The 24,340-nt window shown below is 66.8% G+C and carries 24 protein-coding genes and 1 other RNA gene; 16 read left to right on the top strand and 9 right to left on the bottom strand.

Translation table 11 applies throughout. The features are described 5' to 3' along the window. Positions 1-16: 16 nt before the first annotated feature. Both rpoH and WFP78_RS04265 read right to left on the bottom strand, forming a co-directional pair. Positions 17-919 carry an RNA polymerase sigma factor RpoH gene (gene rpoH / locus WFP78_RS04270; RefSeq protein WP_336959054.1) on the bottom strand — a complete coding sequence of 301 codons (903 nt, stop codon included), beginning with the start codon at positions 917-919 and terminating at the stop codon, positions 17-19. Positions 920-993: 74 nt separating this feature from the next. Further along, positions 994-1,950, bottom strand: coding sequence for an RluA family pseudouridine synthase (locus WFP78_RS04265; protein WP_336959052.1), 957 nt, complete (start codon positions 1,948-1,950; stop codon positions 994-996). A gap of 16 nt (positions 1,951-1,966) precedes the next feature. On the opposite strand from WFP78_RS04265, the gene WFP78_RS04260 reads away from it, so the two are divergent. The 11 genes from WFP78_RS04260 (at position 1,967) to WFP78_RS04210 (ending at position 10,679) form a co-directional block, all read left to right on the top strand. Beyond that, on the top strand, positions 1,967-2,368 hold the full coding sequence (locus tag WFP78_RS04260; RefSeq protein ID WP_336959050.1) for a M67 family metallopeptidase: 402 nt from the start codon (positions 1,967-1,969) through the stop codon (positions 2,366-2,368). Between the two features lie 130 nt (positions 2,369-2,498). Beyond that, a complete protein-coding gene (locus WFP78_RS04255) occupies positions 2,499-3,155 on the top strand; it encodes a histidine phosphotransferase family protein (RefSeq protein ID WP_336959048.1) in 657 nt (218 codons plus the stop codon). 86 nt (positions 3,156-3,241) lie between these two features. Then, positions 3,242-5,629, top strand: a complete 2,388-nt coding sequence (locus WFP78_RS04250) for a chemotaxis protein CheA (protein WP_336959046.1) — start codon at positions 3,242-3,244, stop codon at positions 5,627-5,629. Then, positions 5,630-6,067: a chemotaxis protein CheW gene (locus tag WFP78_RS04245; protein ID WP_336959043.1), complete on the top strand. Its 438-nt coding sequence runs from the start codon at positions 5,630-5,632 to the stop codon at positions 6,065-6,067. Positions 6,068-6,175: 108 nt separating this feature from the next. Continuing rightward, positions 6,176-6,544, top strand: coding sequence for a response regulator (locus WFP78_RS04240; protein WP_336959041.1), 369 nt, complete (start codon positions 6,176-6,178; stop codon positions 6,542-6,544). A 75-nt stretch (positions 6,545-6,619) separates the two neighbouring features. Continuing rightward, positions 6,620-7,699 carry a chemotaxis protein CheB gene (locus WFP78_RS04235; protein ID WP_336959038.1) on the top strand — a complete coding sequence of 360 codons (1,080 nt, stop codon included), beginning with the start codon at positions 6,620-6,622 and terminating at the stop codon, positions 7,697-7,699. Then, complete coding sequence (locus WFP78_RS04230) at positions 7,696-8,556, top strand: CheR family methyltransferase (RefSeq protein WP_336959036.1); 861 nt, start codon at positions 7,696-7,698, stop codon at positions 8,554-8,556. Before WFP78_RS04235 ends, WFP78_RS04230 begins: the two co-directional genes overlap by 4 nt. A gap of 99 nt (positions 8,557-8,655) precedes the next feature. Next, positions 8,656-9,339: an N-acetylmuramoyl-L-alanine amidase gene (locus tag WFP78_RS04225; protein WP_336959405.1), complete on the top strand. Its 684-nt coding sequence runs from the start codon at positions 8,656-8,658 to the stop codon at positions 9,337-9,339. A gap of 32 nt (positions 9,340-9,371) precedes the next feature. Then, positions 9,372-9,764, top strand: an RNA gene (gene rnpB, locus WFP78_RS04220) — RNase P RNA component class A. 55 nt (positions 9,765-9,819) lie between these two features. Further along, positions 9,820-10,380, top strand: coding sequence for a J domain-containing protein (locus tag WFP78_RS04215; RefSeq protein ID WP_336959034.1), 561 nt, complete (start codon positions 9,820-9,822; stop codon positions 10,378-10,380). Continuing rightward, complete coding sequence (locus WFP78_RS04210) at positions 10,377-10,679, top strand: (2Fe-2S) ferredoxin domain-containing protein (protein WP_336959032.1); 303 nt, start codon at positions 10,377-10,379, stop codon at positions 10,677-10,679. Before WFP78_RS04215 ends, WFP78_RS04210 begins: the two co-directional genes overlap by 4 nt. 223 nt (positions 10,680-10,902) lie before the next feature. On the opposite strand, the gene WFP78_RS04205 is transcribed toward WFP78_RS04210, so the two are convergent. After that, positions 10,903-11,514 carry a TetR/AcrR family transcriptional regulator gene (locus tag WFP78_RS04205; RefSeq protein ID WP_336959030.1) on the bottom strand — a complete coding sequence of 204 codons (612 nt, stop codon included), beginning with the start codon at positions 11,512-11,514 and terminating at the stop codon, positions 10,903-10,905. A 121-nt stretch (positions 11,515-11,635) separates the two neighbouring features. On the opposite strand from WFP78_RS04205, the gene WFP78_RS04200 reads away from it, so the two are divergent. From WFP78_RS04200 to WFP78_RS04185, 4 genes are all read left to right on the top strand, one after another. Further along, on the top strand, positions 11,636-12,820 hold the full coding sequence (locus WFP78_RS04200; RefSeq protein WP_336959028.1) for an acetyl-CoA C-acyltransferase: 1,185 nt from the start codon (positions 11,636-11,638) through the stop codon (positions 12,818-12,820). Between the two features lie 40 nt (positions 12,821-12,860). Further along, on the top strand, positions 12,861-13,622 hold the full coding sequence (locus WFP78_RS04195) for an SDR family NAD(P)-dependent oxidoreductase (protein WP_336959404.1): 762 nt from the start codon (positions 12,861-12,863) through the stop codon (positions 13,620-13,622). Between the two features lie 84 nt (positions 13,623-13,706). Beyond that, complete coding sequence (locus tag WFP78_RS04190; protein WP_336959026.1) at positions 13,707-14,495, top strand: enoyl-CoA hydratase/isomerase family protein; 789 nt, start codon at positions 13,707-13,709, stop codon at positions 14,493-14,495. A gap of 111 nt (positions 14,496-14,606) precedes the next feature. Continuing rightward, positions 14,607-17,135 (top strand): zinc-dependent metalloprotease, encoded by a 2,529-nt coding sequence (locus tag WFP78_RS04185; protein WP_336959024.1) that lies wholly within the window; start codon positions 14,607-14,609, stop codon positions 17,133-17,135. A 6-nt stretch (positions 17,136-17,141) separates the two neighbouring features. Here the strand turns inward: WFP78_RS04185 and WFP78_RS04180 are convergent, their stop codons facing one another. The 4 genes from WFP78_RS04180 to WFP78_RS04165 all read right to left on the bottom strand — a co-directional run bounded on the left by WFP78_RS04180 (position 17,142) and on the right by WFP78_RS04165 (position 21,331). Then, positions 17,142-18,818, bottom strand: a complete 1,677-nt coding sequence (locus WFP78_RS04180) for a hypothetical protein (RefSeq protein ID WP_336959022.1) — start codon at positions 18,816-18,818, stop codon at positions 17,142-17,144. 16 nt (positions 18,819-18,834) lie between these two features. Further along, positions 18,835-19,965, bottom strand: a complete 1,131-nt coding sequence (locus WFP78_RS04175; protein ID WP_336959020.1) for a glycosyltransferase family 2 protein — start codon at positions 19,963-19,965, stop codon at positions 18,835-18,837. Positions 19,966-20,209: 244 nt separating this feature from the next. After that, positions 20,210-20,632: an alternative ribosome rescue aminoacyl-tRNA hydrolase ArfB gene (gene arfB, locus WFP78_RS04170; protein WP_336959018.1), complete on the bottom strand. Its 423-nt coding sequence runs from the start codon at positions 20,630-20,632 to the stop codon at positions 20,210-20,212. A gap of 9 nt (positions 20,633-20,641) precedes the next feature. After that, positions 20,642-21,331: an RluA family pseudouridine synthase gene (locus WFP78_RS04165; protein ID WP_336959016.1), complete on the bottom strand. Its 690-nt coding sequence runs from the start codon at positions 21,329-21,331 to the stop codon at positions 20,642-20,644. 164 nt (positions 21,332-21,495) lie between these two features. Here WFP78_RS04165 and WFP78_RS04160 point away from each other — a divergent pair, with 164 nt between their 5' ends. After that, positions 21,496-22,656, top strand: a complete 1,161-nt coding sequence (locus WFP78_RS04160; RefSeq protein ID WP_419722913.1) for an acyltransferase family protein — start codon at positions 21,496-21,498, stop codon at positions 22,654-22,656. 179 nt (positions 22,657-22,835) lie between these two features. On the opposite strand, the gene wrbA is transcribed toward WFP78_RS04160, so the two are convergent. Next, on the bottom strand, positions 22,836-23,435 hold the full coding sequence (wrbA, locus tag WFP78_RS04155; RefSeq protein WP_336959014.1) for an NAD(P)H:quinone oxidoreductase: 600 nt from the start codon (positions 23,433-23,435) through the stop codon (positions 22,836-22,838). A gap of 111 nt (positions 23,436-23,546) precedes the next feature. Next, a complete protein-coding gene (locus tag WFP78_RS04150) occupies positions 23,547-24,263 on the bottom strand; it encodes a pirin family protein (protein ID WP_336959012.1) in 717 nt (238 codons plus the stop codon). Positions 24,264-24,340: the final 77 nt, after the last annotated feature.

Raw genomic sequence — 24,340 nt, 5'->3', positions numbered from 1 at the left:
CGTCCTGTTCCGGCGATCAGGCGGACGCGAGCCGCTTCGACCCGGCAATCCGCATCATCGCCTTCTGCAGCTTTTCGAAGGCCCGCACCTCGATCTGGCGGACGCGTTCGCGCGACACGCCATAGACCTGCGAGAGTTCCTCCAGCGTCTTGGGCTCTTCGGCCAGACGCCGTTCGGCCAGGATCGTCTTTTCCCGGTCGTTCAGGTCTTCCATGGCTTCCACCAGCATCCCGTGGCGCATGTCCGCTTCCTGGGCGTCGGCGACGCGTTCGTCCTGCAGCGGATCGGTGTCGGCCAGCCAATCCTGCCACTGGCCTTCGCCATCCTCGCGCAGGGGGACGTTGAGCGAGGTATCGCCGCCCATCGCCATGCGGCGGTTCATGCTGATGACGTCGTCATGCGTGACGCCCAGATGCGTGGCGATCTTTTCCACGTCCTCGGGCTTCAGATCGCCGTCCTCAAAGGCTTCGATGCTATTCTTCATCCGGCGCAGGTTGAAGAACAGCTTCTTCTGTGCGGCGGTGGTGCCCATCTTCACCAGGCTCCACGAGCGCAGGATGAATTCCTGGATCGACGCGCGAATCCACCACATGGCATAGGTCGCCAGGCGAAAGCCCCGGTCGGGCTCGAACTTCTTCACGCCCTGCATCAGGCCGATATTGCCTTCGCTGATCAGCTCGCTGACCGGCAGGCCATAGCCGCGATAGCCCATGGCGATCTTGGCCACGAGACGCAGGTGAGAGGTTACGAGCTGGGCCGCAGCCTCCGTATCCTCATGCTCGGCATAGCGCTTTGCGAGCATATATTCCTGCTCGGGCGTGAGGATGGGAAACTTGCGGATTTCCGACAGGTAACGGTTCAGGCTGGCGTCGCCGCCCAATGCCGGAATTGTTGCCGGGACATTGCTCTTGTTAGCCATGTCTTTTTCCTTCCCTTTTCATGCGCAGCTGGACCCAGATGAGGCATCCTAATGGCTGCGGCAAACTTAATCACTTATACGTTAAGATGGCTGAACAGTTCCTGCATATCCGCGGGAATCGGGCTCTCGAACGTTAAACTTTCGTCATAGACCGGATGAATAAACCCCAGGGTGCGTGCATGCAAAGCCTGACGTTTGAAACCCAGCGTTTCCAGTATTGATTTGAAACCTTTTTGCGTCTTACCGTAAACCGGGTCGCCGATCAAGGGATGCCCGATATGCGCCATATGCACGCGGACCTGATGGGTGCGCCCGGTTTCCAGCCGGCATTCCACCATCGCCGCGTCCCGCAGCGGGTGCGTTACGGTATAATGCGTAACCGCATGTTTTCCGCGCCCCGCGCGCTGAACCGCCATTTTCTTGCGGTCGCTGTCCGACCGGCCGATCCAGGTGTCGATGGTGCCGCTGGATGGGCGCGGGCGGCCAAGGACGATGGCGGCATAGCGGCGCTCTATGCTGTGATCCTTGAACTGGCGGGCCAGCCCCTCATGCGCCTTGTCGGTCTTGGCGACGACCAGAAGCCCGGACGTGTCCTTGTCGATCCGGTGGACGATCCCCGGCCGCGCCACCCCGCCGATGCCGGAAAGCCGGCCGGCGCAATGGTACAGCAGGGCGTTCACCAGCGTGCCGTCGGCATTGCCCGCTGCCGGATGCACGACCATGCCGGCGGGCTTGTCCACCACGATCAGATAATCGTCCTCGAAGACGATGGTCAGCGGAATATCCTGCGGCTGCGCCTCTGCCTCCACCGGCGGGGGCAGGGTGATGGCATAGCCCTGGCCGGCGGCGACCTTGGTCGCCGGGTCCGTCACCGGCCTGCCGTCGTCGCCTATGACCTGGCGATCGAGGATGAGTGCTTTGAGCCTTTCGCGGGAGAGGTCGGGCACGACGCTTGCCAGCGCGCGATCCAGTCGCATGCCGGCCAAAGCGGCATCGATCCGCGCATCAATGCTGGAAACCCCCGGAACCATTGCCTAGCATGTAGGAATGACGGTGCGGATTTCAAGGTCGCTGCTGGCCGAATTGATCGGACGTGCGGCGGGGCAGGATGTGGAAATCTGCGGCTTGTTACTGGGGGGGGCGGACCGGATCGCCGGGCATGTCCCCTCCACCAATGTCGCGCCGGACCCGCGCCGCCATTTCGAGGTCGATCCGGCGGTGCTGATCGCTGCCCATCGCGCCGCGCGGACCGGTGGGGCGGCGGCGGTGATCGGCCATTATCATTCCCACCCCACGGGCCTTGCCTCCCCTTCCATGACCGATGCGCAGGCGGCGCGGGCCGATGGCGCGCTATGGCTCATCATCGGCGGGGATGGCGCGCGGCTCTGGCAGGCGGGGGATGGGGGCCTGTGGGGGCGCTTTACGGAGCTGGCGCTATGTGCCGAGTAAACTGACGGACGAGTGGTGCGGGCGCAGGCGCGCTATGGCTTGCATCGCGGGGGGCATGGGGGCAATAGCGAAGACGAGGCCGCAACGCCACCGACGGCCGGACCCGACAACAACAGGCAGCCACGCCCCCATGACCGCTTCCACCGACGACACCGGCAGCATCGATTTCGCCGCGCTCCTCTGTTCCCGTCTGTGCCATGACCTGTTGAGCCCCGTCGGCGCGCTCAACAACGGCCTGGAGCTGATGGCGGACGAGACCGACCCGGAAATGCGGCAGCGCTGCCTGGACCTGTTGACCGACAGCGCGCGGACATCGGCCAACAAGCTCAAATTCTTCCGTCTCGCCTTCGGATCGGCCGGTGGCTATGGCGACGCGGTGCCCTCGCATGAAGTGCGCATGGCGATCGAGGGGATGTTCTCGGCGACCGGCCGGGTGAAGCTGGGCTGGATGGTCGCGGACGACCAGTTGCCCAAGCGCGCGGCCAAGATCCTGCTGAACCTGGCGCTGATCGCTGGCGATGCGCTGGTGCGCGGCGGACAGCTGGACATCGGAGCGGAGATTCGCGGCAATCTGGTCGAGATCGTCGTGCGCGCCGAAGGGCCCAAGCTGGTGCTGGACCCGGAACTGCGCGCGGCGCTGGCCGGCACGCTGGCGCATGACGGCCTGTCCGCCCGCACGGCCGCCGCCTGGATGACGCACATGCTGGTCACGGGCGCCGGCGGCGAGGTGATGCTCTCTCCGCCGGGCGAGCCGATGCTGCTGTTCGGGGCCAGCCTGTCGGCCTGATCGACAGGTTGAGGCAGGGGGCTTAACGCCGATTTAACCCTGGATCGTCAAAGGTGCCGGCTGCGCGCATGCAGCGGATGGGGCCGATGGACGATCTTCTCGCGGAATTCATTTCTGAAACTCAGGAGACGCTTGAGGCGCTTGCCAGCGAGGTCGTCGCTTGGGAGGCCGACCCGACGGATCGCGAGCGGCTGGATGCGATCTTCCGTTTCTTCCACACCGTGAAGGGCAGCTGCGGCTTCCTCAACCTGCCGCGCTTCGAACGGTTGAGCCATGCCGCCGAGGAAGTGTTGTCCGAATTGCGGGCGGGCAAGCGCGTGGCCGATGGCGCCACGGTCAACAGCGTGCTGGCGGTGATGGACCGGATCGGCGAACTGGCGGAGGCGGTCGCGTCCGGCGCGGCGCTCCAGTCCGAAGATGACGAGCTGCTGATCGGCGCGCTGCTGCAGGCCGACATGCCCGTGGTCGAAGAGGTCGCGATCGCGCTGGAACCCCAGGCGGGCGCCGCGCGGCGCGGGACCACCGGATCGATACCACGCACCATCCGCCTGCCGCTCAGCCTGATCGATCAGTTGATGAACGGCGTGTCGGATATGGTGCTGGCGCGCAACGAGCTTTCCCGCAAGCTGCGCGACCGATCGTCCGACCCCGAGCTGGAAAGCGCGTTCGAGCGGCTTTCCACCTGCGTCGCCGACATGCGCGACGCGATTTCGAAGACCCGGATGCAGCGTGTCGACCGCCTGTTCACCGCCATTCCGCGCATGGTGCGCGACCTGTGCCGCGATCTGGGCAAGAAGGTCGATCTGACGCTGGACGGCGGCGATGTCGAGATGGACCGCGAGATGGTGGAGATGGTGGTCGATCCGCTGACCCACATCGTCCGCAACGCCATCGACCATGGCATCGAGGCGCCCGAAGCCCGCCGTGCGCTGCACAAGCCGGAGGTCGGCAGCCTGCGCGTCGCTGCCCGCCAGTCCGGCAACCAGATCGTCATCGAGGTGATCGACGACGGCCGGGGCATCGACACGGCGGCGCTGCTGTCGAAGGCGATCGCGGCCGGCAGCCTGACCGCCGAGGCAGCCGCGCGGCTAAGCGACAAGCAGAAGCTGGACCTGATCTTCGCGCCCGGCCTTTCGACCGCGCGGCAGGTGACGGCGGTGTCCGGACGCGGTGTCGGCATGGATGTCGTGCGCGCCAATGTGGAGCGGATCGGCGGCATCATCGCGCTGGAAAACAGCATGGGGCGCGGCCTGCGCATCACCCTGCGCGTGCCGTTGACGCTGACCATCATCCCCGGCCTCATCATCAAGGCGGGCGGCCAGCAATTCGCCATTCCCCGCGCCGCCGTGGTCGAAATCCTGCATGACAACAATGCCATGCTGTCGACGGCGACGGTGGGCGGCGCCTGCGTGGCGACGATTCGCTCCGTGCGCCATTCGATGATCGACCTTGAGGACATATTGGGCCTGCCCAAACTCGGCCAGCCGGGGCCGCGCACGGTGATGGTGGTGCGCTCCTCCACCGGCAGCCCGTTCGCCATCGGCGTGGCGGCGGTGGAAAATCATGAGGAACTGGTGATCCGCCCGGCCTCGCCGCTCATCATGGCGTCGGGTGTCTATGCGGGCATGACATTGCCGGACAATGGCCAGCCGATGCTGCTGCTGGATGCGGGCGGCATCGCCAACCGCGCCGGCCTGTCGAGCGCGCTGGAGGATCATGCGGCGCAGGCCGCCCAGGCCGCGGACGGCGCGCAGGACGACAATATGGTCGAAACCGTCGCGGCCCTGCGCTTTACCGAGATATCGGGCGAAGACCGGCTGCTCCAGCTGTCGCTGATCGAGCGGGTGGAGGATGTCGATGCGGCGCGCTTCGGCTGTTCGGGCGGCCGCGCCTTTGCCCGGATCGAGGATCGGCTGCTGCCCGTCGTCAACGGCCATTTCCGCTTCGACCAGAGCAGCGTCACCGCGCTGCGCCTGCGCGAGGGCGAGCGGGAGCTGTGCTACCCGGTCGCGCGGGTCGTGGACATCGTCCAGATGCCGCTGATCCCCGAAATGCGCCTGTCGAAGGGGCTGGTCAGCGGCGTGACCGTGCTGGACGGCGATCATCTGGAGGTGATCGACCCCTTCGCCCTGTTCGCTTCCGTGCCGCATGACGCGGTTGTCGAATCCCGCGTCCAGCGCTGCGTCATTGCCGAAGCGGACGATGTCTGGGCGCGCGAAATCCTGGCGCCGCTGCTGCGGCAGGCGGGGCATGAGGTCGTGCTTGGCCTTAACGAGGATGCCGGGCTGCGCCATGACGATGTCGTCGTCAGCACCGGCTTCGTGCCGGACATGGCGCTGCCGGTGGACCGCCCGGTCGTGCGCCTGCGCCCGACGCCCGGTCCGCAGGGCGCGGGGGACGGCAGCATCTATCGCTATGACCGCGATGGCCTGATCGCCGCGATCGAGGCCGTGCAGCAGGGGAGGGCCGCCTGAATGAGCCAGCTTTATCTTTTCGCCCGCGTGGCCGACACGCAGATCGCCGTTGCCTCGGGCGAGGTCGAGGCGGTCGTGAAACTGGGGGACGTCTCCCCCGTGCCCGGCATGCCGGCCCATATCGCCGGCCTTTCCGCCCTGCGCAGCCGGGTGCTGACCATCATCGACATCGCCGCGCTGATCGGCGGCGCGCCGACCCCGGCCGCGGGGCGCGCGCTGGCGATCATCGCCGACATTGCCGGTCACAGCTATGGCCTGATGGTCGATGCGGTGACGGACATCTGCCCCGTGCCCGATGGAGAGCTGCCGCTGCGGGGGCAGCTCGATCCGGCCTGGGCGCCGCATGCCCGCGCGCTTGTGGAGGGGGAGCATGGCCTCAGCCTGCTGGTGTCGCTCGCGGGCTTCATCGATCCTGTCCAGCCTGCCCTCGCCGCCTGAACGGATGGAGGCGCGGCCCGCCGCCGCATTTACCAATCCCTTAGGTTTGCGTTTTACAGTGAAAGTCCGGGACAGCCAAAAAAACGCTCCAGAACAAGGGTTAGCTTCATGAAAAACTGCCTGGTGGTCGATGATTCCAAGGTGATCCGAAAGGTCGCAAGACATATATTGGAATCCCTTGATATTGCCGTGACGGAGGCCTGCGACGGTCGCGATGCCCTGACGCAATGCGTCAGCAACGTGCCGGACGTCGTGCTGCTCGACTGGAACATGCCGGTGATGACCGGCATGGAATTCCTGCAGGAACTGTCGCGTACCAAGCTGGCCGCCGCCCGCCCCAAGGTGATTTTCTGCACCACGGAAAACGGCATCAGCCATATCAAGGCCGCGGTGGAAGCGGGGGCGGACGAATATGTGATGAAGCCTTTCGATCGCGATACGCTGGAAAGCAAATTGCAGATCGTGGGAGTGATCTGACCAGGGCGGACGCCTGACTACCAGCCTGCCTCTTCCCCCCAGCCGTCCCACGGTCCGCCGCGAAAGTTTCCGCCCATGTCCGCCTTCACTCCTGCCAGTGTCTGGACGAACAGCACGCAGGAACCGTTGCGCCTGTTGATCGTGGACGATTCGGTGGTGGCGCGGACGGTGCTGGAACGCATCGTGCTCGCCCATCCCGCCTTCGGCGTCGCCCAGAAGACCTCCAGCGCCGCGCATGCGCTGGGCGTGCTTGCCCGCGAACGCTTCGACCTCATCCTGCTGGACGTGGAAATGCCCGGCGAGAGCGGGCTGACCGCCTTGCCCGCGATCCTTGCGGCCGGGCAGGGCGCAAAGGTCATCATCCTCTCCGGCAATTGCCAGGAAGGCAGCGCGGCCGCGGTGGAGGCGCTGGCCATCGGCGCCAGCGACATCATGGAAAAGCCGGGCAGCGGCAGCTATGGCGATCAGTTCTCGCGCGCGCTGCTGGAACGGATCGCCCGGATCATGGGCCGTTCGGGCCTGAGCTATGATGCGCCCCATAGTCCGCCGCTCCGCTCCAGCATGGGCAATGACCGGATCGCCTGCCTGGGCATCGGCGCGTCGACCGGGGGCATTCACGCGCTCGGCCAGCTGTTCGCCGGCCTGGCCAGGCCGCTCGGTATCCCGATCCTGCTCACCCAGCATCTGCCGCCCAGCTTCATGCCCTTTTTCGCGACGCAGCTCGCGCGGATGACCAGCCTGCCGGTGAAGATCGCGCAGCAGGGCGAAACCCTGCGCCCGGACCAGATCTATGTCGCCCCCGGCGAAGCCAATCTCACCTGCCGCCGGTCGCTTTCGGGCGATGTGTCGGTGCAGCTGTCCAGGGAGCGTCCGCCGCTCGGCAGCCTGCCGGCGGTCGACCCGATGTTCGCGTCCATGGCCCAATGTTTCGGGCCGAAGGCCGGCGCCGTCGTGCTGACCGGCATGGGGCGCGACGGTACGGATGGCGCAAGGCGTATTGTGGCTGAAGGGGGCTGGGTTATCGTGCAGGATCAGGAAAGCAGTGTCGTATGGGGCATGCCCGGCTCCATCGCCCGGGCGGGGCTTGCCAGCGCCATCCTGACGCCGGATGCGATCATGCCGATGGTCGCCCGGCGCGGGGCGGTCGCCCTGTGAGTGAGGGCCCGTTTACCGGCGCCTTCCGTGTGTTCGCCCGGCTGCTGGAGGCCAGGACCGGACAGATCCTCTCGGAGAACCGCGTCTGGCGCATCGAAACCGCGCTCACCCCCATCCTGCGCGCCAACGATCTGGCCAGCCTCGACGCGCTCGTCGCCGCGCTCTCCGCTGGTCAGGGGCGGCGCCTTGCCGATCAGGTGGTCGACGCGCTGCTCAACAATGAGAGCAGCTTCTTTCGCGACCTGCAGGTGTTCGACATGCTGGGCCGCGACCTGCTGCCCCATCTTGCCGCCACCCGCCCCGGCCGCACGTTGCGCATCTGGTGCGCGGGCTGTTCGACCGGGCAGGAAGCCTATTCGCTGGCGATGCTGTTCAGCGGGAACGCCGATCTGTGGCAGGACTGGCGGATCAGCATCCTTGCGACCGACATCTCCTCCGCGGCGATCTCCCAGGCGCGCTCGGGCCTCTATTCGCAGATCGACGTGCAGCGCGGCCTGCCCATCGGCGACCTGCTGCGCTGGTTCGAACCGGTCGGCGACGACTGGAAGGTGAAGGACGAACTGCGCCGCATGGTCGATTTCCGCCAGGACAATCTGTTCGACAGCCATGCGCCCAACGGTGCCTATGACCTGATCTTCTGCCGCAATGTGCTGCTCTATTTCTCCAACGACATGCGCCGCCGGGTGTTCGACCTGCTGACACGGCACAGCCATGACAGCACCTTCCTGCTGATGGGGGCCGGAGAGACCGTGATCGGCCAGACGGACGAGTTCGCCGCCAGCCGCGACTATCGCGGCAGCTATGCCCGGCGGCCGGCCGGACAGCCGGTGCCGCAGACCCTCGCACGCGCCGGCTGATCGCTCCTGTCCGCGCCTGGACGGCAGCCTGTGCCAGCAGGCTTGATCGCGGGGCGGAACGCGGCCATGGTCGGCCATCGCCCATGATCGTTTGCCGTGATGATAGACACGCCGTCCCCCAATTTTGACGACCGTTCGCTGCCCATCTCCATGCTGGTGCTGCACTATACCGGCATGCCGGATGCCGCGAGCGCCATCGGCTGGCTGGCGAACCCGCAATCCAAGGTTTCCTGCCATTATTGCGTGACCGAGGACGGGCAGGTGATCCGCATGGTGGATGAGGAAAAGCGCGCCTGGCATGCGGGCCGGGCGCTCTGGCGCGGCATATCGGACGTCAATTCCGCCAGCATCGGCATAGAGATCGTCAATCCCGGCCATGAATGGGGCTATCGTCCGTTCCCGGAGGCGCAGATCGGGGCGCTGATCCCGCTGATGCACGACATCGTGCAGCGCCACGGCATCACGCGCGGCAATATCGTGGGCCACAGCGATGTCGCGCCGGCGCGCAAGCAGGACCCGGGCGAACTCTTCCCCTGGGGCAAGCTCGCCCGGCTGCGCCTGGCCCTGCCGCGCCCGACCAGGAACCTGATGGACCCGCACTGGAGCGACAGTGGCTTCATGCTGGCGCTGGAGCGCTTCGGCTATGACATTGCCGATCCGCAGGCGGCCGTCGTCGCCTTCCAGCGGCGGTTCCGCCCGGAGATGATCGACGGCATCATCGATGGCGAGTGCCGCGCCATCCTGCTCGGCCTGCTGCTGCCCAAGCCGCGCGGAGACGATTGAGCTTTTGGACACAGGCGTGTAGGGCGGCAGCGCCAGAGGGCCGGGCGGCCGCGGCGTGGAGCGATCCACGGCGAGGAAAGTCCGGGCTCCACGAAACAACGGTGCCGGATAACGTCCGGCGGGGGCCGGGTTCGCCCGGTCTTCAGGGACAGTGCAACAGAGAGCAGGTCGCTAAGGCTTCGGCCCAGCGAAGGTGAAAGGGTGCGGTAAGAGCGCACCGCGGACCCGGCAACGGGAACGGCATGGTAAACCCCACCGGGAGCAAGACCGAATAGGGGCGGCGCGCAGGGCAACCTGCTAGGCTTGTTTCGGCCGAGATCGCCCGGGTTGGTTGCTTGAGGGCGGGAGCAATCCCGCCCCTAGAGGAATGGTCGCCCATCCCCGCAAGGGGTGGACAGAACCCGGCTTACAGGCCCTCTGGCAAGATTTATCTGTCCGGCTTTCTTCCTTTGGCGGCCCGCCGCCGCTACATTGGGCGCGATGGCGCGATATTCACGATCCAATGATTGGGGTTTTCCCCGCTGGCGGGGCTATGGTTCAGGCCGGGAGGCGCAGCAGGTGCGGCTGTGCGACCGGCACGGCTGCGACCGGCCGGGCGACTGCCCCGCGCCCAAATCCCCCAACAGCCCGGAACGCTGGTATTTCTGCACCGATCATGCGGGCGAATATAACCGCAACTGGGACTATTTTCAGGGCCTGGACGCCGAGGAACGGGCGGAGCGCACGCGGACGGAACAGCGCGACGCCAGTGGGTTCCAGAACAGCGGCTTCTATGGCTGGGGCGGGCCGGGCGACGGCACCCGCTCGCGCGACGAGATGCGCGCGCTCAGCGTGCTGGAGCTGGAAGACGATGCGGATTTCGAATCGGTGAAGAAAAGCTGGCGCCGGCTCGCCAAGGAAAATCATCCCGATGTGAAACCGGGAGACGCGGACGCCGCCGTGAAATTCCACGCGATCCAGGCCGCCTATGAGGTGCTGCGCGCGGCCGAGGAGCGGCGCACATGGAAGCCCGCGGGCACCGCTGCCGGCACCACGGGTTGACGCAGCACGTCCGCTCCAACTGGCGCAATGCCGTTCTCGTCTGCCGCAAATGCTCGAAAAAACTGGATGGCGGCTTTGGCGAGAAGGGGCGCTCTTCGCTCGCCAAGGCGCTGCGCAAGCAGCTCTCGCTGAAAAAGGGCCGCAAGGCGGCTGCCGGCATCGTCGAGGTCGGCTGCCTCGGCGTCTGCCCCAAGGGCGCGGTGACGGTGGTCAACGGCAGCGCCAGCCGCGAATGGCTGCTCGTGCGCCCCGGCGCGTCGCTGGACGATCTCGTGACCGAACTGGGGCTGGATCAGTAGGGGAGGGGCTGTTCGCACGTTGCTTTGAGGGCATGGCATGACCGGAAGCGGCCAGAGGCGGACGTCTAGTCATCGTCACCCTGAACGTGTTTCAGGGTCCATTTCTCCGAATTGCGCGAAGGCGCGTGTGGCGCGATGGATGCTGAAACACGTTCAGCATGACGAAAAATGAACGTCCGCTAAGTCCCCAAAGCCGCCACTCCATCCATGAACCAACCCCCGCTCAGGGCCGCAGGCTCAGGATCAGGAAGTCGGCCATGCGCGCGGCCACTTCCTGGGCGGAGAGCTTGCCGTCGGGGCGTTGCCAGCGGGCGGGCCAGTTGAGGGCGCCGGCGAGCGCGGCGGCGGCGATGCGCACGTCCGCGACCGCTGCGGAGCCATCCGCCACGGCCTCTTCGATCAGGGCGCACAGGCTCTGGTCGACCTCCCGCTTGATCGCGCGAAATTCCGCCCGGCTCTCCGGCGAGAGCAGTTCGTCCCCGGTCCGCACCACGCAGCGCCCGAAATCGTCCATGATGACGAGGGCATAGCAGCGCAGAAATGCGCGCAGGCGCAACAGGCCGCTGCCCTCCTGCATGCGGGCGGCGCTGGCCGCGTCGGCCAGCTGGTCGACGCCCATCCTGACGCAGGCGAGCAGCACCTGATCCTTGTTGCCGAAATAATGGTAGATCACCGGCTTGGTGATGCCCAGCCGGGCCGCGACATCGTCCAGCGACGTCGCATGGAAGCCGCGCTCGTTGAACATCTGCACGGCGGCGAGCAGCACGGCGTGGCGCTTGCGTTCCCGCGCCTCCGCGCGGGCGCCGCGATCGGGGAAGGGCGATGGCTGGTGCATGTCCGCCATGGCTTGACATATACCGATCCGAAGAACAACTACCCATGAGTAAAGAAACCGCGCGTGGAGTCCCTCCAGGGCTCCCGGCCGGGCATGGCGCCCGAGATGATGAGGAAGAGAGATGCCCAACGATCCCGTGATTATCGCCAGCTATGCCCGCACGCCGATGGGCGCCTTCCAGGGTGCGCTCTCCGGCCTCACCGCGCCGGAACTGGGCGCTGCCGCCGTGAAGGCGGCGGTGGAGCGGGCCGGCGTCGCGGGGGAGGCGGTGGAGCGCATCTACATGGGCTGCGTGCTGCCGGCGGCGCAGGGGCAGGCCCCGGCGCGGCAGGCGGCACTGGGCGCCGGATTGCCGACATCGGTGGAGGCGACCACCGTCAACAAGATGTGCGGATCGGGCATGCAGGCGGCGATCATGGCGAGCGAGGCCATTGCGGCGGGCAGCATCGACATCGCCATTGCCGGCGGCATGGAAAGCATGACCAACGCACCCTATGCGCTGCCCAAGCACCGCGCCGGCGCGCGCATCGGCCATGATCGCGTGATCGACACGATGATGATGGACGGGCTGGAAGACGCCTATGACCGGGGCAAGCCGATGGGCGCCTTCGCCGAGGATGCGGTGCGCGACTATCAGTTCACCCGCGCCGATCAGGAAGCCTTCGCCATTGAAAGCCTGTCGCGCGCCAATGCCGCGATTGCGGGCGGCGCTTTTGTCGATGAAGTGGTGCCGGTGACGGTGCCGGGCCGGGGTGGCGATGTCGTCGTCGCGCAGGACGAACAGCCCGGCAAGTCAAAGCCGGAGAAGATCCCCGGCCTCAAGCCCGCCTTCGCCAAGGATGGCACGATCACGGCCGCCACCTCCGCCTCCATTTCCGATGGCGCGGCGGCGCTGGTGCTGGCGCGTGAAAGCGTCGCGAGGGCAAAGGGGCTGACGATCGAGGCGCGCATCGTCGCGACCGCCGCCCATGCGCATGAGCCTGCGCTGTTCACGACCGCGCCGGTGCCCGCGATCCGCAAGGCGCTGGCCAAGGCGGGCTGGTCGGTCGCGGATGTCGACCTGTTCGAGATCAACGAAGCCTTTGCCGCCGTGTCGATGATCGCGATGCGCGACCTTTCCATTCCGCATGAGAAGGTGAACGTGAATGGCGGCGCGACCGCACTTGGCCACCCCATTGGCGCCAGCGGCGCGCGGATCGTCGCGACGCTCATCGCGGCGCTCAAGGCGCGCGGCCTGAAAAAGGGCGTGGCGGCGCTCTGCATCGGCGGCGGCGAGGCGACGGCCATGGCGGTCGAACTGGTCTGAAAACAGACCCGAAAACAGATTTATATCCAGGGAGAATATGATGGATGTGAAGGGCTTTGCCGCAATCGTGACGGGCGGCGCCTCCGGGCTTGGCGGGGCGACCGCGAAGATGCTGGCGGACAAGGGGGCGAAGGTCGCGATCTTCGACCTGAACGAGGAGGCGGGCGAGGCGGCGGCCAAAGCGATCGGCGGTCTCTTCTGCAAGGTCAATGTGTCGGATGACGAGGGCGTGAGTGCCGGCATCGCCAAAGCGGAAGCCGCCCATGGCGTCGCGCGCATCCTGGTGAACTGTGCCGGCGTCGCGCCCGCGATCAAGACGGTCGGCCGCGACAATGTGGTGCATCCGCTCGATGCCTATCGCCGCTGCATCGAAATCAACCTGATCGGCACGTTCAACATGCTGTCGAAATTCGCCGCGACGCTGGCCGCCGCCGATCCTGTCGGCGAGGAGCGCGGCGTCGTCATCAACACCGCCTCGGTCGCGGCCTTTGACGGGCAGATCGGGCAGGCGGCCTATGCCTCGTCCAAGGCGGGCGTTGCCGGCATGACCCTGCCGGTCGCGCGCGATCTGGCGCAGCTCAAGATCCGGGTGATGACGATCGCGCCCGGCATCTTCTGGACGCCGATGCTGGCGGGACTGCCGCAGGCCGCGCAGGACAGCCTGGGCACGCAGGTGCCGCACCCCAGCCGCCTGGGCAAGCCGGAAGAATATGCGCAGCTGGTGGAAAGCATCATCGCCAATCCGATGCTGAACGGCGAAGTCATTCGTCTGGACGGCGCGATCCGTATGGCGCCGCGCTGAGGGCTGACCTATGAAATGGCTGGGGGGGGACACTCCCGCCCACGCCAAACCGATCCCGATCGCCAGTTGAGAGGCTGAAGGCCCATGACCGAACCCGTCCTTTTTTCGCAGAATGGCAGCGTCGCCACCATCACGCTCAATCGCCCGGATATCGGCAACGCGATCAATCGCGATCTTGCCCTCGCCCTGCTCGATGCGGCGATCCGCTGCGATCAGGACCCTGGCATCCGGGTGGTCGTGCTGACCGGTGCCGGGCGGATGTTCTGCGCGGGCGGCGACGTGTTCCTGATGCAGGCGGCGGGCGATGGGGCCGGGGCGGCGCTCAGCGAGCTGGCCAGTCTTGTGCATATGACGACGACTCGGCTGGCGCGGATGGCCAAGCCGTTGATCTGCGCCGTCAACGGGCCGGCGGCCGGGGCCGGGCTTGGCCTTGGCATCATGGGGGATGTCGTGCTGGCCGGTCAGTCGGCGCATTTCACGGCGGCCTATGGCGGCATCGGCCTGACGCCGGATGGCGGCGCGACCTTCCTGCTGCCCCGCCTGATCGGTTTGCGCCGCGCGCAGGAAATGCTGATCCTCAACAAACGGGTAAGCGCGCAAGAGGGCGAGGCGATCGGCCTTGTCACCCGTACCGTCGACGATGTCGGGTTGATGGATGAAGTCGCGGCCATCGCGGAGCGGCTGGCCGCAGCCCCCATCGCGGCCATCGCCACCGTGCGTTCGCAACTGCTCGGCAGTTTCGGGGCCGGGCTGGAAACCCAGCTAGAACTGGAAGCGCGCGGCATTTCCGCCGCCGCCGCCGGGCCGGAGGGGCGGGAGGGCGTCGCCGCCTTCAACGAAAAGCGCAAGCCCGATTTCACGTCGCATTGCTGAAGCGCGCATCCGCCACGGTTTCTCGATGGCGGCATGGCGGATTTGCTATCGCTCACGCGTTCACACAGCCGGCAGGCAGGCGTCAGGCTTTGCCCAGGCGGGAGTGCGGACATGAAGCGGATCAATGGGTTGCCGGGACGGGGGGTGCCGGATCGGCGGACAGCTTTTCTCGTGGCGCGGGGCGCAGGCGCGCTGACCGCACTCGCGCTGGTCCTGGCCGCACCCGCAGCCCTGGCGCAGGCGCCCGCCGCCGCCGGCACCGCACAGGCCAAGGGCGTATCGGGCCAGCGGATCGAGGGCTTCATCCCGATTATCTGGGACGCTGCCAAGGGCAAGGTCTATCTGGAGATCGGCAGCTTCGGCGAGGACATCCTCTATTATGTCTCCGCCGCGACGGGGGGCGGATCGGTGGAGCTGCCCTTCGACCGCGGGATCATGAACACCGCCGTCATCCATTTCGAGAGGGTCGGCAAGAAGGTTCTTGTTACCGATATCAACACCGATTTCCGTTCGCTCAGCGGGGACGCCGCCCATGCCCAGGGCGTGGCCGATTCCTTCCCCACCTCCGTGCTGGCCTCGTTGCCGATCGAACAGGAGGCGGGCGGCAAGGTGATCGTGGACGCGACGGCGCTGTTCATGCGCGACGCCGCCGGGATCGAGGCGACGCTGAAGCGTGCCAATCAGGGCAGCTTCAAATTCGATGCGAACCGCAGCGCCTTCTACACCAAGCATCTGAAGGCTTTCCCCGAGAATAGCGAGATCGAGACGATCTCGACCTTCTCCGCCGATGGCCCCGGCGCGCTCGTCCGCAACGTCACGCCCGATCCGACCGCGCTCACCATGCGCATCCACCACAGCTTCCTCAAGGCGCCCACCGGCTATACCCCGCGCGCGGCGGACCCGCGCATCGGCGTGAGCGCATTGCGCTTCCAGGATTATTCCCGGCCGGTCAACGAAGGGCCGGAAACCACATGGATCACTCGCTGGCGGCTGGAAAAGCAGGACCCTTCGGCGGCGATGAGCCCGCCCAAGAAGCCCATCATCTTCTATTTCGATCCCGCCATTCCCGCGCCCATCCGCCATGCGATGAAACAGGGCCTGCTGTGGTGGAACGCATCGTTCGAGGCAGCCGGCTTCATCAACGCGATCGAGGCGAAGGACGCCCCGGCGGACATGGACCCGGAGGATATCCGCTATGCCTATGTCCAGTGGATCAACCGCGACGAGCGCGGCTTTTCCAGCGGCGGCACCTATCGCGATCCGCGCACGGGCGAAATCCTGGGGTCCAAGACGCGGATGGACACCCACCGCATCCGCACCATCGCCAATTATTGGGATGCCTATATGGGTGGCCTGCCCGGCGACGGCACCGGCATCACCGTGGCCGACCCCAATCTGCTCGCGCCCAATGGCATCACCGGCATGCCGGATGGGCAGCGGGACATGCTGCTGCTGCGCCAGGCGCTGCTGACCGCGCATGAGCTGGGCCATGCGCTCGGCTTCGGCCATAATTTCGCCTCCAGCCTCAACGATCGCGCGTCGGTGATGGAATATCCCACGCCGCGCGTGAAGGTGGCGAACGGCAAGCTCGACCTGTCCGACAGTTTCATGAAGCAGATCGGCGCCTATGACACGTCGATGGTGCGTTATTCCTACACGCCCTTCGCATCCTCCGGCGAGAAGCCGGGGCTGGACGGGGTGATCGCCGACATGCGCGCCAAGGGGCTGCTTTATGTGCCGGACAGCGATCCGCGCTGGACCTGGTATGACGACCGCGCGACCCCGACCGAGAATCTGAGCGAGGCGATGGCCGCGCGCAGGATCATGCTCGACCATTATGGCCCGGACATGCTGCTGCCGGACGAGCCGATCGGTGCGCTGCGCAATGTGCGGCTGTGGATGGCCTATCTGCACCATCGCTATGCGATTGAATCGGCGGTCAAATATATCGGCGGCCTCTATACCAACATCACCGTGAAGGGCGAGGCGATGCCCGCCACGCAGTTCATCCCCGGCGCGCTGCAGAAGGATGTGCTGGGGCTGCTGATGGACGCGATCGAGCCGGCCAATCTTGCCCTGCCCGAAAGCCTGCTGGCGCAGCTGACGCCCGATCCGGGCAAGAATCTGGAAGACCTGTCGAAGGACGATGTGTTCGACCAGCTGCGCGCCGCGCGCATCCTTTCCGCGCTGGTGCTGGAGCCGCTGTTCGATGGCGACCGCGCCGCGCGGCTGGTGGCGATCGGCGCGCGCCAGAGCGATGCCGTCACCCTGCCGCAGATGGTCGACGCGGTCATGGCACATACGTGGAAGGCAGGCGGAGACAGCACGACCGCCATGAAGGCGCTGCGCCGCGTGACGCAGGAAGTGGCGCTGGAATCGATGATGATCCTGGGTGCGGACGACGATACCTCGGCGGAAGCGCGGGCCTATGTTCTGGACCAGATCGCCCAGCTCGGGGAATCGCTCAAGTCGCGCAAGGACAGCGACCCGCTGACCGCCGCCTTCTATCGCCAGACCGCGCGGACCATTGCCACCTATCTGGAAGACCCCAAGGCCCATGCGCCCAAGACGTCATCCTCGCCCTGGGGCAGCGGCCCGCGCTCCCGCTTCCCGCAGCCGCCCGGACCGCCTCTGGGCTGATCGGTCCTAGCCGATCGGCGTCCAGAAGCGACCGCGCCGCACGTCGAGGTCGCACAGCCCCGATAGCCCGGTGATATGGGCGTAGCGGCGGATGCGCGCGCGATAATCCGGCGCGTCCGGATCGGCGAAGTCCCAATGCGGCGGATTGAAGGTGGACACGCCGTTGACGGTCGGCCTGGCGAACCATTGGGCAAGGACCATGGCGTCGACATTATGGGCGTAGATCCGGTCGCCCTCGGGATCGAGCGGGGCATAGCCATGGGGCCGGGTCGACGTGACGGCGAAGGCCCGGCAAGCGGGCGGCGGCGCGGGGATGGCGGCGATCATCGCCAGTTGCTCCGCCTTGTCCAGTTGTACCGGCGCGGTCAGGCTGACCTGTTCGCCCAGCAGCAGCGCGGCGAGCGTGAGGGCCAGCGTGCGGCGGGGCATCCGCGCCAGCATCATCGTCACCAGCATGATCGCAGGGACCAGCAGCAGGATGTTGAAGCGGCCCAGCACGCGGATGCCGCTTGCGCCGGGGATGGTGGCGTGGATGATCCGCCACAGGCTGAAGCCGAACAGGTTGAAGATCAGCAGCCATGACAGCAGTAGCGCGGCCCCGATCCACGCATAGGCAGGGCCGTCCTTCCGGTCGCGCACCTGCCGCCATGCCGCGCCCAGCGCCAGCAGGAACAACAGCAGCGGCATGCCGAAAATACGGTCGCGATGGGCCTGGAGCCCCGGCAGGATCGTCTCGCGCAGCCATTGCACCGGCGCCCCCCAGACGATGTTGCCGGGCACGACATTGACATAATCGAACAGGGTGAAGCTGGTCCAGCCGACCGCGCCATAGCCATGCGCCCCGGTCTCCGCCATTTTCGGCAGATAGACGAGCAGGAAAGGGGTCAGCAGGAATATCCCCATGCCCGCAATGGCGATGATCGGCGCGCGGCATTGCCACAGCGCAGCGCCCAGCCCACGCATGCCGGCGCGTCCGCTCATGACGAACGCCGCGCCCGACAGCAGTAGGAGATACAGGCCGAAGAACCAGGCAAGATAGAAGGCGGTGCTGATCCACAAGGCGAAGAGCGCCGCGAAGCCCGCGCCCCATGCCAGCGTCGCCGCGCGGCGGCGGGCGATCAGCGCCTCGCCCGCGCGCCAGGCGAGCAACGCCGCCCATGGCACGAAGGCGACCGTGAAAAGCTGCCCATGATTGGCGTGCTGCAGCGTCAGGTCCGCGACGGTGAACAGCGCCGCGCCGAACAGGCTCCACTCCTTGCCCACGGCGCAGCACCGCCGCAGCAATGCCAGCATGCCGAAGAAGCCCGCAAGTTTCATCGCCGCATGGGTCAGCTCCGCCGCGCCCAGCAGCGACAGGCCCATGGCCCGCCCGGCGGCATGGATCATCCCGTAAAGCAGATAGCCGTCATTATAGCCCAGCGTGTCCGCCGCCGGATGGAAATAGGCAGTGGTGTTCCACGCCTCCTTGCCCGCCAGCACATTGCCCCAATGCTGCATGATCGCGATCTCGATCATGCCGTCATAGCGGTCGCCGAACAGATGGGTGAAACCCTGCGCGATCTGGAAGCGGTAGAAAAAGGCCAGCGACAGGGCCGCCACCGCCGCCGTCAGCACCGCGTCCACCCAGCATCTGCCCGTCCGCACGGGCGTGCGGTCCTCGGTCAGGGGCAGCGCGATGTCCATGGATGCGGCGGCCGGATCAGCGCGTCTTGCGCCAGGTGAACAGGCTGCCCATCACATAGTTCCAGACGGAGCCGACCACGGCGCCCGCAGCGCCCGCCACCCACCAGCTTTCCTGACGGGCGAACAGCGCCGTGCCCACGCCCACATTGGCGACTGCGCCAAGGCTGCACACCGCATAGAAGCTGAGCAATCCGCCAAGGAAGCCCCAGCCGGTCAGCCGCCTGTCGCGATAGGTGAGGCGGTTGTTGAGGATGAAGTTGAACGTCATCGCGACCAGTACGGCGATCGCCTGCCCCATGTCGAAGCGCAGGCCCAGCCCCCGGGTCGTGAGCGCGAGGATCGACAGATGCACGCCGAGGCCCAGCGCCCCGATCGTCCCGAACATGATGAAGCGCACGGGCACCCAGCGGCCGATGGATTTTTCCAGCAGCAGTTCCAGATATTCCAGCGCCACAAGGCTGTCGAGCTTGCTTTCCCCGGCATCGCGGGTGCGGAATTCATAGGGGATTTCGGCGACGTTCAGTGGGCGAGGGGCAGACGCCACCAGATCCAGCAGCACCTTGTAGCCGATGCCCGACACCTGCGGCACCGCCTCCAGCAGCACCTCGCGGCGGAGCATGAAGAAGCCGCTCATCGGATCGCTCAGCGGCGTCTTGACGATGGCGGAGGCAAGGCGGGTGGCCGCGCGGCTGATGCGGGCCCGGCTGGCGCTCCACTGGCCGATGGAGCCGCCGCCGGCATAGCGGGTGCCGACCGCCAGTTCATGGCCGCCATGGGTGATGGCGTCGAGCATCTCCGGCAGGATGCGCTCGTCATGCTGCAGGTCCGCGTCGATCACGGCGACCACTGGTGCGGTGCTGGCCAGCATCCCCTCCATCACCGCCGAAGACAGGCCACGGCGGCCGAAACGGCGGATCAGGCGGATGCGGCGGTCGCTCTGGGCCAGACGGGTGAGGATATCGGGCGTGCCGTCGCCGGAGCCATCGTCGACGAAGATCGCTTCCCATTCGACATCGGCCAGCGCGATCGCCAGCCGCTCGAACAGGCGAGTTACATTGTCACGCTCGTTGAGCGTCGGAATCACGACCGTCAATTCCAGCGCGCGATCGGGCTGGATGGTCAGAAGATCGGGTGCGAAATGGCGCATCTTGGTCCCCGGCAGGCGTCAGGGGACGGAAACTGGCACCCAAGGCCCTAAGATATGGTGAAGAGGGGGTTAAATGCGGGCCGTTGCTCGATCCTTCACCGTCACCCCTGCCTTCGCGGGGGTGACGATCAGAACGTAACCCTAGAGCATTTTCCAGTCAGACGGGATCATCTGACGACTCGGAAAATGCGGAAAACAAAAGATAAATAGAGCATGGTCCGATTCAATCTGATCGGATCATGCTCTAGTCATGCACCTTGCCGCGCAGGCTCTTGACCGTCGAACGCTTGGCCTTGCCGTCCATCCTCCTCGATTTGGCGGCTTTGGAGGGCTTGGTGGGCTTGCGCTTTTTCGGGATGAAGGTCGCCTCGCGGATCAGGTCGAGGAGCCGGTCGCGCACTTCCTGGCGATTGAGCAGTTGCGACCGGGAGCCCTCGCTGCGCAGCACCAGAACCCCCTCGCGGGTCAGCCGGCTGCCGGCGAGCGCGGCAAGCCGTGCCTTGACCATGTCCGGCAGATTGGGGGAATTGGCGACATCGAAGCGTAGCATCACGGCGGAATCGGTCGTATTGACATGCTGCCCGCCCGCGCCGCCGGACCGGGTGAAGCTTTCTTCTATTTCTTCGCTATCGATGCTGATCGAGCGGGTGACGGGAATGGACGGCATGGCGCATTCCTAGACCGTAGCTTCGCCCAGTGCCGCCAGATCGTCCGCGGTGAAGCCGGCGGAGGTGAAGCTGTCCGGCAGGGGCGCGGTCGCCGCGACCGGCGGCTTGCCGTCGCGCGCGATGGACAGGGAGAGGGCGTGGAGCAGCATCGGGCCCTCTCCGTCGCCATAAACGGGGTCGCCGGCGATCGGGAAGCCCAGCCCCTCCAGCGCATGCACGCGGATCTGGTGGGTGCGGCCGGTGGCGGGCATGAAGGCGACCAGCGCGCGGCCGTCCCGCTCCGCCAGCACCTGCCAGCGGGTGCTGGCCGGCTTGCCCTTCTTGACGTCGGGCACCATGCGCCAGCCCTGTTCGGCGCTGGAAACCTTGTGCAGCGGCAGGTCGACCGTGCCGCCCTGCGCCTGCGGCACGCCGGTCAGCACCGCGACATAGACCTTCTCCACCGTGCCGGCCTCGAACGCGGCGGCGAAGCGCTTGTGCGCCTTGGGGTTGCGGGCGAGCAGCAGGCACCCGCTGGTGTCGCGGTCCAGCCGGTGGACGGCCAGCGGCCAGCGCTTGAAGCCGAAGGCCAGCGCGTCCAGATGATTTTCCAGGCTGAGCGCGCCGTCGCGCGGGGGATCGACCGGCAGGCCCGCGGGCTTGTCGATGATGATGGCTTCACCATCGATGAAGAGCACGCGTTCGGAAAGCAGGGCCACAGGCGGGTCGGTCCTTTTCATGGAGAATTGACGTCGGTCCCGGTTGCTATAGAGCATTTTCCCGCCGGATGTCTTCATCCGGCGGCTCGGAAAATGCGGAAAACAAAAGGCAAAGGCGGCATGGCCGGATTCCATCCGATCGGATCATGCTCCAGGCACCCGGCATGGACGAGGGACGTGGCGTGAAGACCGGATCGAGGGGGCAGGATATGGCAAGCGAGGCCGGTGGCGGACAGGTTGCCCCAACCTCCGTCGATCCAGCCCCCGTCGATCTTGGTTCCGTCGATCCAGCCTCTGTCGATTTTGCTCTCGCCGATCCTGCCCCCATCCATGCCACCGCCGTCGATCCCGCCCCGGCCACCGCCCCTTGCGGCCCGTTCGCGCCGGTCGATGCGCGGATGGACTGGGTGGACGCCGCGCGCGGCATCGGCATCCTTGCCGTGGTGGTGGGCCATGTGTGGATGCGCGGCGCCCCGCATCATCTGGCCTATGCCTTTCACATGCCCTTCTTCTTCCTGCTGTCCGGCTGGCTGTGCGTGCGGGCGCGGCCGCCGCTCGCCTTTGCCCGGCGGCAGGTCGCGCAGCAGATGCCGGGCTATGTCGCCTATCTGCTGATGGTGCTGGCCGCCGATCTGCTGATCGAGGGCGCGCGCGGGCATCGCCCGATCTTCCACCACTGGCCGCAGGACATCGTGCCGCTGATGCTGGGCGGGACTTGGCTGGGCGGGCCGTTCACGGTGTTCTGGTTCGTGCCCTGCCTGGTCGTCGCGCGGATCGTGCAGAATGCCCTGCTGGCGCGCTGGCCCGACATGCTGTCGCGACCATGGCTGGGGATCGCGCTGGCCAGCCTTGCGCTCGGCTATGGCGCGGGGATGGTGACGGGGTCTTCACCGCTGGGGCTGCTCACCGTGCCGATGGCGCTGTTCCTGCTGTGGGCCGGTGGGGCATGGCGGGCGGCGGGATGGCGGCGATGGCAGCTTGTGCTGCTGGTGCCGGCGGCGGCGGCGAGCTTTCTGCTGTTCCCGGCGGTGAACATGAAGGCGGCCGATTATGGCTGGCCGGTGGCCTCCGTCGCGGGGGCGGTGGCGATTGCCTTCCTGCTGATGCGCGCGGCGCGCCTGCCCGTGCTGGATGTGGCGCCGCTGCGCCTGCTGGGCCGGGCGTCGCTGGTCATCATGTACCTGCATGTGCCCGTCATCCATTATCTGACGCCCTATGCGGGCAGGCCGGTGCTGGCGGTGCTGGCGACGCTGTTGCCGCTGGGGGCATGGTGGCTGTTCGGCCGTACCCGCTTCACGCGCCGGCTGCTGCTGGCGCAGGGGTAAAGGGGAGAGCCCCCAGGGCATTCCCGCCGCTGGTGGGGGGCGCGGCGGGAATGCGCGCGGTGGGGGACCGCGCTGGATGGGGAAAGAATGGCGCCGCAGTCCTTCACGTCGACGCCATTCTCCCCGGTGGATGCCCGGTGCGACCCAGGGCTCCCATGCTCTGACGGCGCGCGCGCCGCTTATCCGTACACCTTCATCGCGACCTCGGCGATGCGGCGGCCCTGATAGCGGGCGCCGTCCAGTTCCGCCTGGCTCGGCTGGCGGCTGCCATCGCCGCCGGCGATGGTGGTGGCACCATAGGGCGCGCCGCCGACGACTTCTTCATGACCCATCTGGCCGGCATAGCCATAGTCCAGGCCGACGATGGTCATGCCGAAGTGGAGCAGGTTGGTGATGATCGAGAACAGCGTCGTCTCATTGCCGCCATGCTGGCTGCCCGAGGAGGTGAAGGCGCCGCCGATCTTGCCGTTCAGCGCGCCGCGCGCCCACAGGCCGCCGGCTTGATCGAGGAAGGCGGCAAGCTGGCTGGACATCCGGCCGAAGCGGGTGCCGGTGCCGACGACGATCGCGTCATAATGCTCAAGGTCGGCCACGGCCGCGACGGGCGCTTCCTGGTCCAGCTTGAAGTGATTGTTGCGCGCGATCTCCTCGGGCACGGTTTCGGGCACGCGCTTGATGTCGACGGTGGCGCCGGCTTCGCGCGCGCCCTCGGCAACGGCCTTCGCCATCGTCTCGATGTGACCATAGGTGGAATAATAGAGAACCAGAACCTTTGCCATGATGATGCTCCTTTGCAGGCTGTGATGTTGAAGAAGGGGGTGCCGCCCGCGCCAAGTCAGGGAGGGGGGAGGTGGCGCGGGCGACAAGGGGGCAGGGGAGGGAAGCAGGGGTTATTCGCTGTCCACCAAAACGATCTCGCTATCCTCGATCGCGGTGATGGTGATGGGCGCCCCGCCGGTCAGGGCCGCGCCGTCCCGCGTCTCGATCGTCTCGCCGTCGACGGTGATCCTGCCGGTGGCGGGCACCAGGTAGATGTGGCGTCCGACCGCGCTGTCATGCGTCACGCTCTCGCCGGCCTTCAGCGTGCCGCCCAGCAGCCGGGCATTGGCGCGGATGCGCAGCGCTTCCCTGTCCTCGTCGAAGCCGCTGGCCAGCACCGCCAGCCTGCCCGAGCGCGCGTCCTTCGGGAAGGGGCGTGCGCCCCAGCATGGCGTGCCGCCGCGCTCGCGGGGATGAATCCAGATCTGGAAGAGCGTGGTGTCCTCATCCTCCAGATTATATTCGGCATGGCGCACGCCGCTGCCCGCGCTCATCACCTGAACGTCGCCCGCCGCCGTGCGGCCCTGATTGCCCAGGCTGTCCTGATGCGTGATGGCGCCGGTGCGGACATAGGTGATGATCTCCATGTCGGCATGGGGATGCGGAGGAAAGCCGGTGCGCGGCGCGATCCTGTCGTCATTCCACACGCGGATCGCGCCCCAGCCCATGCGGGCGGGATCATGATAGTCCGCGAAGGAAAAATGATGCCGGGCGTCGAGCCAGCCATGGTCGGCATGGCCCAGCGAGGCGAAGCTGCGCCGATCGACGCGGGTGCCAACGGTCTCCATGAGAAACGGTCCTTTGTGCGTGGCCTTTGTGGGCGCGAAAACGATCGGGGTCGCCGATGCGGTTTCGCCTTGCATGG

This window comes from Sphingobium aquiterrae, assembly GCF_037154135.1.
Lineage (GTDB): Bacteria > Pseudomonadota > Alphaproteobacteria > Sphingomonadales > Sphingomonadaceae > Sphingobium > Sphingobium aquiterrae.
This window is presented reverse-complemented; position numbering and strand designations above follow the sequence as displayed.

Bases quoted from the DNA above. Each gene is read 5' to 3' on its own strand.
- WFP78_RS04245 (WP_336959043.1), top strand. From the start codon at position 5,630: ATGAGCCAGCTTTATCTTTTCGCCCGCGTGGCCGACACGCAGATCGCC.
- WFP78_RS04215 (WP_336959034.1), top strand. From the start codon at position 9,820: ATGGCGCGATATTCACGATCCAATGATTGGGGTTTTCCCCGCTGGCGG.
- WFP78_RS04180 (WP_336959022.1), bottom strand. From the start codon at position 18,818: ATGGACATCGCGCTGCCCCTGACCGAGGACCGCACGCCCGTGCGGACG.
- WFP78_RS04265 (WP_336959052.1), bottom strand. From the start codon at position 1,950: ATGGTTCCGGGGGTTTCCAGCATTGATGCGCGGATCGATGCCGCTTTG.
- WFP78_RS04225 (WP_336959405.1), top strand. From the start codon at position 8,656: ATGATAGACACGCCGTCCCCCAATTTTGACGACCGTTCGCTGCCCATC.
- WFP78_RS04235 (WP_336959038.1), top strand. From the start codon at position 6,620: ATGTCCGCCTTCACTCCTGCCAGTGTCTGGACGAACAGCACGCAGGAA.
- wrbA (WP_336959014.1), bottom strand. From the start codon at position 23,435: ATGGCAAAGGTTCTGGTTCTCTATTATTCCACCTATGGTCACATCGAG.
- WFP78_RS04175 (WP_336959020.1), bottom strand. From the start codon at position 19,965: ATGCGCCATTTCGCACCCGATCTTCTGACCATCCAGCCCGATCGCGCG.
- arfB (WP_336959018.1), bottom strand. From the start codon at position 20,632: ATGCCGTCCATTCCCGTCACCCGCTCGATCAGCATCGATAGCGAAGAA.
- WFP78_RS04160 (WP_419722913.1), top strand. From the start codon at position 21,496: ATGGACGAGGGACGTGGCGTGAAGACCGGATCGAGGGGGCAGGATATG.
- WFP78_RS04195 (WP_336959404.1), top strand. From the start codon at position 12,861: ATGGATGTGAAGGGCTTTGCCGCAATCGTGACGGGCGGCGCCTCCGGG.
- rpoH (WP_336959054.1), bottom strand. From the start codon at position 919: ATGGCTAACAAGAGCAATGTCCCGGCAACAATTCCGGCATTGGGCGGC.
- WFP78_RS04255 (WP_336959048.1), top strand. From the start codon at position 2,499: ATGACCGCTTCCACCGACGACACCGGCAGCATCGATTTCGCCGCGCTC.
- WFP78_RS04200 (WP_336959028.1), top strand. From the start codon at position 11,636: ATGCCCAACGATCCCGTGATTATCGCCAGCTATGCCCGCACGCCGATG.
- WFP78_RS04190 (WP_336959026.1), top strand. From the start codon at position 13,707: ATGACCGAACCCGTCCTTTTTTCGCAGAATGGCAGCGTCGCCACCATC.
- WFP78_RS04260 (WP_336959050.1), top strand. From the start codon at position 1,967: ATGACGGTGCGGATTTCAAGGTCGCTGCTGGCCGAATTGATCGGACGT.
- WFP78_RS04150 (WP_336959012.1), bottom strand. From the start codon at position 24,263: ATGGAGACCGTTGGCACCCGCGTCGATCGGCGCAGCTTCGCCTCGCTG.
- WFP78_RS04240 (WP_336959041.1), top strand. From the start codon at position 6,176: ATGAAAAACTGCCTGGTGGTCGATGATTCCAAGGTGATCCGAAAGGTC.
- WFP78_RS04250 (WP_336959046.1), top strand. From the start codon at position 3,242: ATGGACGATCTTCTCGCGGAATTCATTTCTGAAACTCAGGAGACGCTT.
- WFP78_RS04205 (WP_336959030.1), bottom strand. From the start codon at position 11,514: ATGCACCAGCCATCGCCCTTCCCCGATCGCGGCGCCCGCGCGGAGGCG.
- WFP78_RS04185 (WP_336959024.1), top strand. From the start codon at position 14,607: ATGAAGCGGATCAATGGGTTGCCGGGACGGGGGGTGCCGGATCGGCGG.